This window comes from Paenibacillus sp. FSL R7-0179, assembly GCF_038002265.1.
In the GTDB taxonomy this organism is placed as follows: Bacteria; Bacillota; Bacilli; order Paenibacillales; family Paenibacillaceae; genus Paenibacillus_AQ.
On the sequence record NZ_JBBOCC010000002.1, the window covers coordinates 973,717 to 988,748 of the forward strand.

The following is a 15,032-nucleotide window of genomic DNA, read 5'->3' on the forward strand; positions in this document are numbered from 1 at the left end:
TTAGCTTCGATGATGACCCCAAACATATAAATTCTTTCAAAAAGAAACGGTACCGTCCTCTAAAAGGACAGTACCGTTTCCGCTTCTTTTGCATTATTTCACCCGTAAATTCCGGTCGATCAAAGCGATGCGCTGCTGTACGCAAGCATAGGAACGAAGCGGATCTTCAGGAGTATTCATGACATAATCGAGCAGTTGGTCTACAGTGGTGGCAGCTACATGGATACGGGTATCGGAGGAGGCATAATAGATAAAGACCTCGCCGTTGTCACGGGCAATGACGCCGTTGCAGAAGACAACATTGGATACATCGCCGACGCGCTCTTCGCCGTCTGGAGCAATGAAATGTCCGCCTGGAGCATGAGTCACACGGTTAGGCTCGGCAAGGTCAGACAAGAAGGCATACAGCACATAGCGCAGGCCGGCAGCCGTACCCCGGACGCCATGGGCGATGTGCAGCCAGCCGAGCGGTGTTTTGATCGGAGCCGGGCCTTGGCCGTTCTTCACTTCTTTGATGGTATGGTAGTAGCGCTGGTCTATAATCGTCTCACGGGTGATAACAGCGTTCTCAATCTGTTCCGATAAGCCCCACCCGATGCCGCCGCCCGAACCGGCGTCGATGAACCCGTCCTGCGGGCGCGTATAGAAGGCATACTTGCCGTCAACGAATTCTGGATGCAGGACCACGTTACGCTGTTGGGCGGAGCCGGTCTTAAGATCGGCGAGACGCTCCCAGGTCTTGAGATCCTTGGTACGGGCAATGCCGCACTGCGCAACAGCGCTGGACAAATCGCCAGGGGGAGCGTCCGGGTCCTTGCGTTCGGTGCAGAACAGGCCGTAGATCCAGCCATCCTCATGCTGTACCAGGCGCATGTCATAGACGTTGATATCCGGGTCTGCGGTCTCAGGCAGCACTACGGGGTGATCCCAGAAGCGGAAGCCGTCCACACCGCTGCTGCTCTCGGCTACAGCGAAGAAGGATTTGCGGTCATGGCCTTCCACCCGGGCAACGATGTAGAATTTGCCGTTCAGTTCAATGGCTCCGGGATTGAATACGCCGTTCACTCCGATTCTCTCTGCGAAATACGGGTTGCTCTCCTCATTGAAGTCGTAACGCCAGATCAGGGGAGCGTGCTCCGCAGTGAGCAGGGGATACTTGTAGCGGTCATAAATACCGTTGCCGTAAGGCAGCTTCTCATTGGTGCGTCCAATCAGGGCTTCATAACGTTCAGTCAATGCCTGCTTGCGTTGTTCAAAAATGGTACTCATTGTATAGTCTCCTTTATATCTGATGGTTCGCCAAGCCGTCTAATCATCTCGAAGCAGGCCCGGCTGTTGTGATAAGGGCATTTCCAGGCGCTGACCTTCGGTGCATGAGCCAGAGGCTGCAGGGATTCATCCACTCCCCAGTGCCATTCGCCCAGCTGGTGATCAATAATATAGTTCTCTGTGAAGCTCCATGAGCTCTCAGCGGCTTTCAGGAAACGCAAATCTCCGGTTAACTGATATGCATTGTAGAATCCGACCATGGCTTCAGCCTGCGGCCACCAGTCTCTGGATTCGCGGGCTTTGTCAATGAAGCCGCTAAGATCTGCCTCATTCCAGATTCCTCCATCCGGCGCTACCCCCTCAGTCAGTGCAGCTTCGGCCATCGACAGGGATACCTTGCGCACGCGTTCAAGCAGGGCCTCGTCCCCAAGTACTTCCGCAGCTTCATAGAGCAGCCAGCTTCCCTCAATGTCATGGCCGAAGGAGATATGCTCTGACTTCACCTGCCACTCTTCATCCATGAACAAATGGAAGTGCTTGCCGTCCGAATCCAGGATATGCTCCAGCATGGTTTCGATCAGCTCAGCGAGTTTGCTTCGGAGTGTCTCTGACTTCCATACCCGGTACAAGCCGGTGTACCCTTCCAGTACATGCAGATGTGTATTCATGGATTTTTTCTCATTCATATCCTTCGCGCTGAGACTTAGAGCATCGGTCATCTCCCACTCCCGCGATAAGGCTTCAATATACCCTTTGTGAAGAGGGTCATAACCGTACTTCTCAATCAAATCGAACAATTGGGTGGCTTGGCGCAGGACATCGTCCCGGCCGGTGGCATGATGGTACTCGGCCAAGGCATAGATGACAAAGGCGAGTCCATAGATTTGTTTCTTGGGCTGGGAAGCAGCTCCGTGTTCATCTACCATCCAGAAGAAGCCGCCGAACTGGGCATCTGTAAAATTCTGAATAAGGTAATCATAGGCACGGTCGGCCATAGCCAGATAATCTGCGGTTCCGTAGACGCTGTAAGCACTTGCAAATGTCCACAGAATCCGTGCATTCAGTACAAGGCCTTTGTCCGCACCGGGTAACACGTGCAGCTGATTGTCCATTTCACCGATAAAGCCGCCATGAGTATCATCCAGGGTATGCTTCATCCAGAAGCCCAGAATATTGTCCTTCAGCTCTGCTTCCAGCCGGGTGCGCCATACTTCAGTTGCATTCTTCATATTTGTACTGTTCACTCCTTAATAGTGCTCGTTGGTATTGGAGTTATTTTTATATTTGTTATTATTATATTAGTATATAATGATAACAATATATAACCATGTTATAACTCTTTTCGGCCGGGAATTCAAGCGGGAACTGGATGAAGTCAATTGAAGACTATAAAAGTGGATAGAGGCACATTTTCTAATGGTTATGCAGAGTCTATAATTGTATTGATAGCGCTATCATCAGAGATGAAACGACGGGGGCGATAGGGTGGTAATCCGGATCATGATTGCGGATGATGAGGAAGTGATCCGCCGCGGGCTGGAGAAGATCGCTTCCAGAATGGATGTGGGGGTCCGGGTAATCGGCTCGTACGGCAACGGGCTTGAGGCCTGGAACCATCTGCAGGAGCTAAGCCTGGAGGAGATTGATCTTCTTATTACAGATATCAAGATGCCGAGAATGGATGGATTCCAGCTGATTGAAGCGGCGAGAGGACATCTTAAGCAGCTGCCTATAGCAGTGCTGAGCGGCTTCAGTGAATTCGACTACGCCCGTAAGGCCATGCGCTTCGGTGTACTTGATTATCTGCTGAAGCCCATTGATAAGGTCCAATTATATGATCTGCTTAGAAGTGTAGAAGCGGCCCGGCAGATGCCTGCGGCTGCTCCCTCCGATGAAGTGCCGCATCAGCCTTCCGAAGGCGGGGAGCATTATGTTGTAGAGCAGATGAGGAGCATTCTTGAACAGGATTACGGTCTTAATTTCGAGCTTGAGCGGCTGGCTGAGGCCGTGGGAATGAATGCAAGTTATATCAGCAGGCTGTTCAAGCAAAAGACAGGGCAGACCCTTACCGACTACTTGATCAGCATCCGCATTGCGGAGGCCAAAAAGATGCTTCTCCATCACCCGGACCTGAAGAATTATGAGATTGCTGACAAAGTCGGCTACAGCGATCCGGTGTACTTCAATAAGCTGTTCAAGAAAATGTGCGGTATGACTCCCAAAGAATATAAAAGCCGGTACAGATCATAAGCTTGCGCTGCACTTTACAGGAAAAGAGCCCATTGGCACTACCATTTCACTTCTTCAGGGAGTGACAGGGTAGTGCTTTTTATTAATTAAGGAAATAAGATTTTTGTCCGATGTGGACCGGACGCGCAGCGTCGGCCGAATGTAATCAAAAACCGATCACAATTGGACTGGACGTGCTGCGTCGGCGGGATGTAATCGAAAAAACCATCACATTTGGCGATGGTGCAGACATTTTGTTTTTGCTGCCACTATATTTTAAATAACAAAAATAACAAATATAAGACCAGAAAAAGCAATTGAAACCATCGTTTAAAGGAATGGTAAGGTCTATAATTGCAATGAAAGCGATAACAAAAAGGAATTCAAGATGAATGCAGGATAATTTAAATTCTGCGTAGTAGGGAAATGGATTTCTCTGTTATTGTTTTGTTATTATACTATTCCGTTCTAAATGAAGAGAGGGGTCAGAAAGATGATGAAAAAAACCAAAGCAGTTACCGGGTTGGCAGCGCTGACACTGATGGCCGGTCTATTATCCGGCTGTTCATCTAACAACAATAATGCCACTAATGTAGCAGCTACCAATGCAGGGGGCAACACAGGTACCGCTACGGAGGCAACAGCCGCTCCAGAGGGAGATGCCGCCAAGGATCTCAAGGGTGATATTACGGTTATTACGCAGCGGACGGATATTGTAGATACCGTGTTCAAAGACTACGCCGCCAAGTTCAATGAGAAATATCCGAATGTCAAAGTGAATTTTGAAGCCTTGTCAAACTACGAGGACCAGATCAAAATCCGCATGAGCACCAGTGATTACGGAGATGTTCTGCTCCTGCCTACCAGCGTAGCGATCAAAGACCTGCCGGATTTCTTCGAGCCGCTGGGTAAAAAGTCTGACCTGGAGCAGCAATATACAGGCCTTGAAGAGCGGACGGTAGACGGGATTTCCTACGGCATTCCGATTACGGTTAATTTCTCCGGCGTGATCTATAACAAGCAGGTGTTCAAGGATGCGGGGATTACCGAGGTTCCAAGAACCTTTGACCAGTTCTCCGCCGCACTCAAGAGTATTAAGGAGAAGACCAAAGCGGTTCCTCTCTATACCAACTATGCTGCGGGCTGGACGCTGACTCAGTGGGAAGCGGATCTGGCGACCGTTGCCGGTGACCGTGAATATGTCAACATAGGCCAGGTTGCCTCTGACGATAACTTCGTGCCGGGCCAGCCGCACTACGAGCTGTATAAAGTGATGTACGATGCAGCCAAAGACGGTCTGATCGAAGAAGACCCAACTACAACCGATTGGGAATCCTCCAAGGCAGATCTGGCGAACGGTAAAATTGGTACGATGATGCTTGGCTCCTGGGCCATCGGTCAGATCAAAGGGCTGGCAGCGAACCCGGATGATGTAGGCTTCATGCCGTTCCCGACCAATGCCGACAAGATCCTGGTTCCGCTGTCTGACGACTATAATCTGGGGGTTAGCATTCACAGCAAGAATAAAGAAGCCGCCAGAGCATGGGTGGATTGGTTCATTAATGAATCCGGTTATCCGACTACTGAAGGCGGAGGCATGAGCCCGGTAAAGGGAGCCGAGCTGCCTGAAATCCTCAAGCAATTTGCAGGCACGGACATTACCTTTGATACGCTTGCTCCAGCCAAAGCCGGTGAAGAAGGCTGGGTGGATGCCATTGATAAAGAGGCTGAAATCGGCCTGTGGCAGCCCGACTTCAAGAAGGTAATCATCGAAGCAGCAATTGGCAACCGCAAGGAATCCTATGATGACATTATGAAAGAACTGAATGATAAATGGAAAGCAGCCAGAGCCAAAATTGTGACTGCCAAGTAGATTAAAGATCAAAAGAAAGGGGAGATGCCGGTAACGGCATGGTCCCCTTCACTTTTGCAGGGATAGAAGAGGAATGAAGAGCAGTAAGTTTTCAGGAGGTGTGGAGAGTGCCCAAATTGTCCAACATGAGCTATAAAAATCAACGGATTCTGATCATCTTTTTATTTTCGCTAGTACCCGTAGTGCTGCTGCTGACGTTCTCCTATTTACCTGTGTTCAAAATGTTTCAGTACAGCTTCACCAGCTGGAACGGGCTAAGCAAAAATATGGAGTATATCGGCTTCGATAACTACAAGACGATTTTCACCAAGCCGGAGTATTTCGCCGTATTCAAGGTAAGCTTGTACTACTTTTTTGCCACCTTTGTGCAGATGGGGCTGGCGCTTTATTTTGCCACGATTCTGAGCTTCAATGTCCGGCTGAAGAACTGGTTCAAGGGGATTCTGTTCTTTCCGACCTTGCTGAACGGTGTGGCGATCGGGTTCATTTTCCTGTTCTTCTTCAAGCCGGAAGGCACCCTTAATACGATTCTTGATCTACTGGGACTTGGGTCGTTGCAACAAAAATGGCTGCTGAATCCGCAGCTGATTAACATCTCGCTCGCTTTTGCCTCGGTATGGCGCTACATGGGGATGAACTTTATTATCTTCATTGGCGCGATTTCCTCAATCGGCAGCGATATCTATGAAGCCTCTGAAATTGACGGGGCTAACCGCTGGCATCAGTTCCGGCATATCATCATTCCCAGCATCAAGCGTATCCTCCAGCTCAATCTGATTCTCGCGGTCAGCGGAGCAATTGGGGTGTTTGAGATTCCGTACGTGATGACCGGCGGCTCCAACGGCAGCGGTACTTTTGTCATCCAGACCGTCGATGTGGCCTTCAAATACAGCAAGCTGGGGCTGGCTTCGGCCATGGCTGTGGTCCTGCTTGGTATTGTGGTTCTGGTCACCATCCTGCAGCGCATTCTGATCAAGGAGGAGAAATAGAGCGATGCATACCTTCAAATACAACCTGGCAGCCTTCTTCAAATATCTCTCCCTGGTGCTGGGCGCGCTGATGGCGCTGATACCGATTGTGGTGGTTTTCTTCGCTTCCTTAAAGACCAATGCCGAATATGCCTCAACCGGTCCGCTGACTCTGCCGGAGAACTGGCTGAATTTCGCCAACTATACTAAAGCCTTCGTAGACGGGAATATGCTGCTCGGCTTCATGAACACGATCATTATCGTCCTTATCTCCATTGCAGGCGCTACGCTTACCGGCTCGATGATGGCTTACATTCTGGCCCGGTTCAAATTCAGAGGCAGCAAGGCGCTGATGGGGGCTTTTCTGCTGGCTACGCTGATTCCCGGAGTAACGACGCAAGTAGCAACTTTTCAGATCATCAATGCCCTGGACTTGTTCAATACCCGCTGGGCGCCGATTCTGATGTATCTGGGGACCGATATTATCGCAGTTTATATCTTCATGCAGTTTCTGGACTCGATCTCTGAATCGCTTGACGAATCGGCAATGCTGGATGGGGCCTCCTACTGGACGATCTACTGGAGAATTATTCTTCCGCTGCTGAGTCCGGCCATTGTGACGGTGATTATCGTGAAGGGCGTCAATATCTACAATGACTTCTACACCCCGTTCCTGTATATGCCAAAAAGCAGCCTGCAGGTCGTGTCTACCGCGCTGTTCAAATTCAAAGGGCCTTATGGCTCCCAGTGGGAGGTCATCTGCGCCGCGATTATGATCGCCATCATTCCGACGCTGATCGCATTCGTAGCACTGCAGAAATACATCTATAACGGCTTCGCCCAAGGGTCGGTCAAATAAAGCGGCAAGCCGGGGAACCACACATAATCGCAGCGGCTGCTGCACCTATTACTTGGAGGGATTCTATTATGAGAGAAGTTAAACTGACTGGCAGCCAGAGTCTGCCGAATATGCCTTGGCAGGACAGACCTGCCGGGAATGACAATCCGGTCTGGAGACATAGCGATAACCCGGTGATCAAGCGCAATCCGGCCAAAGGGGTCGCCCGTATCTTCAACAGCGCGGTGATCGCTTACGAGGGCAGCTTCCTGGGAGTCTTCCGCGTGGAAGATCACACGACCCGCCCCCATCTACGGATGGGCCGTAGCGCGGACGGCCTGGATTGGGTCATTGATGAGCAGCCGATCCAATTCATAGACGAAGCAGGCCAGCCGTACATGCCGCGTTACGCGTATGATCCCCGTCTGGTGAAGGTGGAGGATACCTATTACATCATCTGGTGCACGGATTTCTACGGGGCGGCCATCGGCATTGCCAAGACACAGGATTTCAAGCGCTTCGTCAGTCTGGAGAATCCGTTCCTGCCGTTCAACCGCAACGGTGTGCTGTTCCCGAAGAGAATAGGCGGCAATTTCGTTATGCTCTCCCGTCCAAGCGACAGCGGACATACTCCGTTCGGCGATGTCTTCCTCAGCGAGAGCCCAGACTTCGTATACTGGGGCAAGCACCGCCATGTTATGACCAAGGGCGGACAAGGCTGGTGGCAGAGTACCAAGATCGGCGGCGGACCAGCACCCATTGAGACCTCTGAAGGCTGGCTGATGTTCTACCATGGGGTTACAGGGACCTGCAACGGCCTTGTCTACAGTATGGGAGCTGTTATTCTGGATGCAGATGAGCCTTCGAGAGTGAAATACCGCTCCCGCAACTTCGTGCTGACACCGGAAGAATGGTATGAAGAAAGAGGCTTTGTCAACAATGTCCTCTTCCCTTGTGCTGCGCTGAGTGACGCGGATACCGGACGGATTGCCATCTATTACGGGGCAGCGGACACCTATGTTGGGGTTGCCTACACCACCGCTCATGAAATCGTTAATTACGTCATTGAGACTCATGAAGAGGTTGGCGATGATGCCGGTCCCGGCAGAATCTAGGGCGACAACCGGAGAGGAGACGCTCAGATGAACCAAAGATCCATACCGCAATTGCTGGATTATCAGGGCAGCAGCCCGAAGCCCGGTGACTTCGATGCTTATTGGGAGCGTGCACTTCAGGAGCTGGATGACCAGACACTGGCTTATGAACTTGTACCCGCTGAATTTACCAGTGAGCTGGCGGAGTGTTTTCATTTGTATTTTACCGGAGTGGGCGGTGCCAGAGTGCACTGCAAATATGTAAGACCGAAGAAGGCGGGAGCAAGCCCAGGTGCCGGAGTTGTAATGTTCCACGGCTATTCCTGCGACAGCGGAGACTGGATGGAAAAGGTGGCTTACGCTGCTCACAGAATCAGCGTGCTGGCCATGGATTGCCGGGGGCAGGGCGGCTTGTCCGAGGATAATCTGACCGTCCGGGGAACGACTGTCCGCGGCCATATCATCCGGGGCATCGATGATCCGAGCCCTGACAAGCTGTATTACCGCAACGTGTTCCTGGATACGGTCCAGACGGCGCGGATATTGATGAATATGCCGGAGGTGGACCCGGAGCGTGTAGGCGCGTACGGCTTGTCTCAAGGCGGTGGGCTTACGGTTGCCTGCGCTGCACTGGAGCCAAGGATCAGGCTAGCTGCTGCGGTCTATCCGTTCCTCTCTGATTACAAAGGAGCCTGGGCGCTGGATATTACAACCTCAGCCTATGAGGAGATTAATTATTATTTCCGCTTCTTCGACCCGCATCATCTGCGGGAGGAGGAGATTTTTAACCGGCTTGGTTATATTGACATCCAGAATTTAGCCGGACGTATACAGGGCAGGGTATTATGGGTAACCGGTCTTATCGATACGATCTGTCCGCCATCGACACAATTCGCCGCATACAACAAAATCACAGCCGTAAAAGATCTGTTGGTATATCATGAATATGGTCATGAATATCTTCCCTATCTTTCTGATCGGACGCTTCAGATGTTCATGACCTTGTAACGGGCTCCTTCCGTGCAAGAATACATAGAATCTGGCGGTGATTTTTTGAGCAAGTCAACAGTTCGCAGTACATCTATTCTTACTCGGCTGCATCCCTCCAAGTCGCTGGGGATGCGGCTCTTTCTGGTGTTTTTCATCGCGACCATGGCAATTGTGCTGTCTCTGGGTTATATTTCTTACGCTGTGGCCAGACATACGATTGAGAACAATGCATTGTCCGCTAATCAGCAGACCGTGGAGCAGACGGCAGAGAAGCTGGATGTGATCCTGCTGCGCTATGAAGATAATCTGGGTCAGCTGTTCTACAATGATGATATTCAGCAGGCGGTCGCACTGGAAGGCGCATCTGCCGCAGATTCTGCGAAGCGTACAGAACAGACCAAGACGATTAACGTGGAGCTCGATCAATGGCTCACGGCTGTACCCGGGGTGCAGGCAGTGTATCTGGTTCCGCTGAATGAAATGCTGCCCGCTGCCGGAGCTGGTGAAGTGGATAAAGATTTCCTGGAGACGATCCGTGATGCAGCTTGGTACAAGCAGTTGCAGGAGAAGCCGCAGAGCCAGTGGATTACCGAAGCGTTGAAGCAGGGAGAGGCCGCAGGAGTGGTGCGTTTCGCTAAGTCTGTAGCGGCGGAAGCGGGTCACTCCGGTTATCTGGCAGTCTGCGATATTAAGACTACAGAGCTTGACAGCCAGCTGAAAATGGTTGATCTGGGCCCGGGCTCCTATATCCAACTGCTGACGTCCACAGATGAGCTGATCGCATCTTCCCAGCAAGCGGAGACAGACACCTATCTGCGCCTGGGCGGCACTCTGTTCAAGGGCTTAAGTGATACTTCCGGCTCTCTGCCGACGAAGGACGAGAAGGGTAAATCTATTCTTGCAGTCTACGGTACGCTGCATACCTCCGGCTGGAGAATGCTCGGTGTGGTGCCTTCCGTCAATCTTACCAAGGATGCGGTACGGATTCTTAACACGACCTACATAGCTGTGGCTGCCGCTGCCGCTGTTGCCGTGCTTGTAGGACTCTGGATGGTAAGGATGGTCTCACGTCCGTTGTCACGGCTGCGGGATCTGATGGTCAAGGGGGCAGACGGGGATCTGCGCGTGCGCACCGATGTCGTCACCCGTGATGAGATAGGCCAGCTGTCCGGCTCCTTCAACCTGATGATGGAGCAGATTACAGAGCTGGTCGCCCACACCAATGAGACCGCGCGTGAAGTTACGGAAGCAGCGGAAGCCCTTGGCAATGCCTCCCGGGACACGGCGGTGGCGGCGAAGGATATTGCCGCAGCCACGGAAGAGATTGCCGGCGGTGCAGGCAGTCTCTCGCTGGAAGCGGATCGGGGGAATGAGATGACGGCTCAGATATCGGAGAAGATGGAAGCCGTCATTGCAGTGGCCCATGAGATTGGCGGAACTGCGCACAGTGTGGAGCAAGCCAGTGCAGAAGGGGTAGTCAAGCTGCAGGAGCTGCTGGGCAGAACCCAAGAGACTGGCGACAGGACAGGTAAGCTGGTTCTGAAGGTGAATGAACTTAAGGATACCGCCTCATCGGTCATTCAGGTGCTGGAGGTCATGCAGAGCATCACCCAGCAGACCAATATCCTGTCACTGAACGCTACTATTGAAGCAGCGCGGGCAGGCGAAGCAGGCAAGGGCTTCACGGTTGTCGCCGATGAAATCCGCCAGCTGGCGGAGCAGTCCAAGCGTTCCATTGCTGTTGTGGGCGAGATTACGGACCGGATCATGCGGGATATGCATGAGACGGTAGACGCCTTGTCTGAGGTTGCGCCGCTGTTCGGGGAGCAGATGGACTATGTTCAGAACACCAGTGAGATCTTCATGAGTGTGCAGGGGCAGATGCATCAGCTGATCACCAGACTGGATTCGGTCTCCTCTTCAATTGACGGCCTGAACCACTCGCAGCAAGTCTTGTCAGAGACTATAGGCAATGTCAGCTCATTCGCGGAAGAATCCTCGGCCGCTTCTGAAGAGGTAGCTTCCCTGACCGGAGAACAGGAGAATGTAAGCGAATATCTGGTTACCCTCTCCGGTAAGCTGGAGAATGCTTCCTCCAGACTCCGGGAACGATTATCGAAGTTCAACGTGTGAGCCTAACTTAGTTATACCGCCTTTCTATAATGGAGGGCGGTTTTTTTGTATGCGAAAAACAGGCATGACAAGACAGAGACCTTGTCACCCCCAGGAATGAAAATAAGTGGGTGGCATCCGTCGCATCCATTCTAAAAGAGGCTGTAGTCGTCAACACTACATATACAAATCAAAGGGCGGAAACGGTTACTGGGATACACCCCGTGCGAAAAACTGTTCTATTGCGCTTTTCGAGCATCGCCTATTGTAGCCCCCAAAAGTACGTGTATTAAATTACACTCACTCGAGCGCATGATTTGTAAGCTGACGATGGAGGATGATTGGAATGGATGCTGTACGTATGTGTTGCGCCGGTCTGGACGTGCACCAGGAAACCGTTGTGGCCTGCGTGTTGAAAGGACCGATCGAACAGAAACCCCAATGTCACCTGAAAACCTTTGGGACGACAACCAAAGAATTGCTAGGCCTGCAAGATTGGCTGAGTGAACAAGGCTGTCGGGAGGTGGTGATGGAGAGTACGGGCGTGTTATGGAAACCGGTATGGAACATCTTAGAGGGCAGTTGTGATCTGGTCTTGGCCAACGCCCAGCGGGTAAAGAATACGCCGGGTCGAAAAAGTGACATGCAAGATGCGCGCTGGTTAGCGCAATTGCACCGTTGCGGGCTCATTGAAGGCAGTATGGTGCCCGAACAAGACATCCGGGATTTGCGAGACTTGACCCGTTACCGGAGTAAGATGGTGCAGGCGGTGACGGCGGAGAAAAACCGCATTCACAAAATCCTGCAGGATGCCAACATTAAGCTAACCACCTTTATGTCCGATCTATATGGGGTTTCGGGACGGGGCCTGCTCCAGAAGATCATGGACGGCGAGGTCATCGACGAAGGGACCGTTAAAAACCTGGTCAAAACCCGTTTGAAAAAGAAAGTTCCGCAGTTGCTAGACGCGCTCAATGGCAAGTTGCGCCGTCATCACCGCGAGATGATTCGAGACCACTGGGACCACTTGGTCTATTTGGAGAAAAGGATCACGGAGCTGGAAGCTCGAATCGAGGCGAAGGCAGAACCGTACCTGGAGGTGATTGAACAAATTGACTCCATTCCAGGAATTGAGCGGACGTCTGCCGTGACCATCTTTGCCGAAGTGGGGCCGCATGTCGCGGAAATGTTCCCGAGTGATGCGCAGTTTGCATCATGGGCGGGGGTGTGTCCAGGGAACAACGAAAGCGCGGGAAAGCGAAGAAAGTCAAAAACGATGCAAGGGAACAAGCATCTGAAAGGGGCCTTGTGTCAGGCGGCTTGGGCGAACTCTCGCTCCTCGAACCGGATCGGCCAATTTTTTCGACGAATACGTAAGAGAAGAGGCGATAAAAAAGCAAACGTCGCCACCGCGCATTTGCTGATTCGAATCCTCCATGCCCTGATGCGGGAGAAGAGGTCATACCAAGAAATAGACGTCTCACTAGGCGATGAGACGTCCAAGAAAAACACGTTAGATAGGTACGTGAACTATATCCAGCAGTTAGGATATAGCGTGCAATTAAATCCTATCCAATAGTCTTCCCTTTTTCAAAAAAAACGAAACGTTTTTTTGGGGCGGTGGGTCTTTTTTTGTCAAAACCCGTTCTGCTGCGCATTTTCCGGTACTTTTATTTTCGTATTAAACCGAATACATTTGCCGCTGTGAGGGTACACGGGCCAAATGTATGCGAAAAACCGAATACAATTGCCGCAGCGAGGCTACACGGGCCAAATGTATGCGAAAAACCGAATACAATTGCCGCAGCGAGGCTACACGGGCCAAATGTATGCGAAAAACAGGCATGACAAGACAGAGACCTTGTCACCCCCAGGAATGAAAATAAGTGGGTGGCATCCGTCGCATCCATTCTAAAAGAGGCTGTAGTCGTCAACACTACATATACAAATCAAAGGGCGGAAACGGTTACTGGGATACACCCCGTGCGAAAAACTGTTCTATTGCGCTTTTCGAGCATCGCCTATTGTAGCCCCCAAAAGTACGTGTATTAAATTACACTCACTCGAGCGCATGATTTGTAAGCGACGATGGAGGATGATTGGAATGGATGCTGTACGTATGTGTTGCGCCGGTCTGGACGTGCACCAGGAAACCGTTGTGGCCTGCGTGTTGAAAGGACCGATCGAACAGAAACCCCAATGTCACCTGAAAACCTTTGGGACGACAACCAAAGAATTGCTAGGCCTGCAAGATTGGCTGAGTGAACAAGGCTGTCGGGAGGTGGTGATGGAGAGTACGGGCGTGTTATGGAAACCGGTATGGAACATCTTAGAGGGCAGTTGTGATCTGGTCTTGGCCAACGCCCAGCGGGTAAAGAATACGCCGGGTCGAAAAAGTGACATGCAAGATGCGCGCTGGTTAGCGCAATTGCACCGTTGCGGGCTCATTGAAGGCAGTATGGTGCCCGAACAAGACATCCGGGATTTGCGAGACTTGACCCGTTACCGGAGTAAGATGGTGCAGGCGGTGACGGCGGAGAAAAACCGCATTCACAAAATCCTGCAGGATGCCAACATTAAGCTAACCACCTTTATGTCCGATCTATATGGGGTTTCGGGACGGGGCCTGCTCCAGAAGATCATGGACGGCGAGGTCATCGACGAAGGGACCGTTAAAAACCTGGTCAAAACCCGTTTGAAAAAGAAAGTTCCGCAGTTGCTAGACGCGCTCAATGGCAAGTTGCGCCGTCATCACCGCGAGATGATTCGAGACCACTGGGACCACTTGGTCTATTTGGAGAAAAGGATCACGGAGCTGGAAGCTCGAATCGAGGCGAAGGCAGAACCGTACCTGGAGGTGATTGAACAAATTGACTCCATTCCAGGAATTGAGCGGACGTCTGCCGTGACCATCTTTGCCGAAGTGGGGCCGCATGTCGCGGAAATGTTCCCGAGTGATGCGCAGTTTGCATCATGGGCGGGGGTGTGTCCAGGGAACAACGAAAGCGCGGGAAAGCGAAGAAAGTCAAAAACGATGCAAGGGAACAAGCATCTGAAAGGGGCCTTGTGTCAGGCGGCTTGGGCGAACTCTCGCTCCTCGAACCGGATCGGCCAATTTTTTCGACGAATACGTAAGAGAAGAGGCGATAAAAAAGCAAACGTCGCCACCGCGCATTTGCTGATTCGAATCCTCCATGCCCTGATGCGGGAGAAGAGGTCATACCAAGAAATAGACGTCTCACTAGGCGATGAGACGTCCAAGAAAAACACGTTAGATAGGTACGTGAACTATATCCAGCAGTTAGGATATAGCGTGCAATTAAATCCTATCCAATAGTCTTCCCTTTTTCAAAAAAAACGAAACGTTTTTTTGGGGCGGTGGGTCTTTTTTTGTCAAAACCCGTTCTGCTGCGCATTTTCCGGTACTTTTATTTTCGTATTAAACCGATCACATTGGGCGGGTCGGGAGTGTGCGGGCCGAATGTAATCGAAAAACCGATTACATTGCGCTGGGTGGTGGCGTACGGGCCGAATGTAATCGGAAAACCGACTACATTGCGCCGCACGCCACCACCCAGCCCAATGTAATCGAAAAACCGATCACATTGGGCTGGGTGGTGGCGTGCGGGCCAGATGTAATCGAAAAACCGATTACATTG

11 protein-coding genes are annotated in these 15,032 nt (G+C 51.5%); 9 read left to right on the top strand and 2 right to left on the bottom strand.

What is annotated here, in order from left to right:
• Positions 1-93 precede the first annotated feature (93 nt).
• Both MKX63_RS20855 and MKX63_RS20860 read right to left on the bottom strand, forming a co-directional pair.
• Entirely contained in the window at positions 94-1,269 is a 1,176-nt protein-coding gene (locus MKX63_RS20855; RefSeq protein WP_341019747.1) for a glycoside hydrolase family 130 protein, read from the bottom strand.
• Complete coding sequence (locus MKX63_RS20860) at positions 1,266-2,498, bottom strand: AGE family epimerase/isomerase (protein WP_341019748.1); 1,233 nt, start codon at positions 2,496-2,498, stop codon at positions 1,266-1,268. Before MKX63_RS20860 ends, MKX63_RS20855 begins: the two co-directional genes overlap by 4 nt.
• A gap of 256 nt (positions 2,499-2,754) precedes the next feature.
• Here MKX63_RS20860 and MKX63_RS20865 point away from each other — a divergent pair, with 256 nt between their 5' ends.
• The 9 genes from MKX63_RS20865 to MKX63_RS20905 all read left to right on the top strand — a co-directional run bounded on the left by MKX63_RS20865 (position 2,755) and on the right by MKX63_RS20905 (position 14,710).
• The gene (locus MKX63_RS20865) at positions 2,755-3,519 is read left to right on the top strand and encodes a helix-turn-helix domain-containing protein (protein WP_341019750.1); all 765 of its coding nucleotides are present in this window, start codon (positions 2,755-2,757) and stop codon (positions 3,517-3,519) included.
• A 475-nt stretch (positions 3,520-3,994) separates the two neighbouring features.
• Complete coding sequence (locus tag MKX63_RS20870; RefSeq protein WP_341023167.1) at positions 3,995-5,371, top strand: ABC transporter substrate-binding protein; 1,377 nt, start codon at positions 3,995-3,997, stop codon at positions 5,369-5,371.
• 107 nt (positions 5,372-5,478) lie between these two features.
• The gene (locus MKX63_RS20875; RefSeq protein ID WP_341019752.1) at positions 5,479-6,360 is read left to right on the top strand and encodes a carbohydrate ABC transporter permease; all 882 of its coding nucleotides are present in this window, start codon (positions 5,479-5,481) and stop codon (positions 6,358-6,360) included.
• Positions 6,361-6,364: 4 nt separating this feature from the next.
• Entirely contained in the window at positions 6,365-7,198 is an 834-nt protein-coding gene (locus MKX63_RS20880; RefSeq protein WP_341019755.1) for a carbohydrate ABC transporter permease, read from the top strand.
• A 68-nt stretch (positions 7,199-7,266) separates the two neighbouring features.
• Complete coding sequence (locus MKX63_RS20885; RefSeq protein ID WP_341019757.1) at positions 7,267-8,292, top strand: glycoside hydrolase family 130 protein; 1,026 nt, start codon at positions 7,267-7,269, stop codon at positions 8,290-8,292.
• A gap of 27 nt (positions 8,293-8,319) precedes the next feature.
• Complete coding sequence (locus MKX63_RS20890) at positions 8,320-9,279, top strand: acetylxylan esterase (protein ID WP_341019759.1); 960 nt, start codon at positions 8,320-8,322, stop codon at positions 9,277-9,279.
• Positions 9,280-9,324: 45 nt separating this feature from the next.
• A complete protein-coding gene (locus tag MKX63_RS20895) occupies positions 9,325-11,394 on the top strand; it encodes a methyl-accepting chemotaxis protein (RefSeq protein WP_341019761.1) in 2,070 nt (689 codons plus the stop codon).
• A gap of 340 nt (positions 11,395-11,734) precedes the next feature.
• A complete protein-coding gene (locus MKX63_RS20900) occupies positions 11,735-12,952 on the top strand; it encodes an IS110 family transposase (protein ID WP_341018523.1) in 1,218 nt (405 codons plus the stop codon).
• Positions 12,953-13,492: 540 nt separating this feature from the next.
• Positions 13,493-14,710, top strand: a complete 1,218-nt coding sequence (locus tag MKX63_RS20905) for an IS110 family transposase (protein ID WP_341018523.1) — start codon at positions 13,493-13,495, stop codon at positions 14,708-14,710.
• The last annotated feature ends 322 nt before the right edge of the window (positions 14,711-15,032 follow it).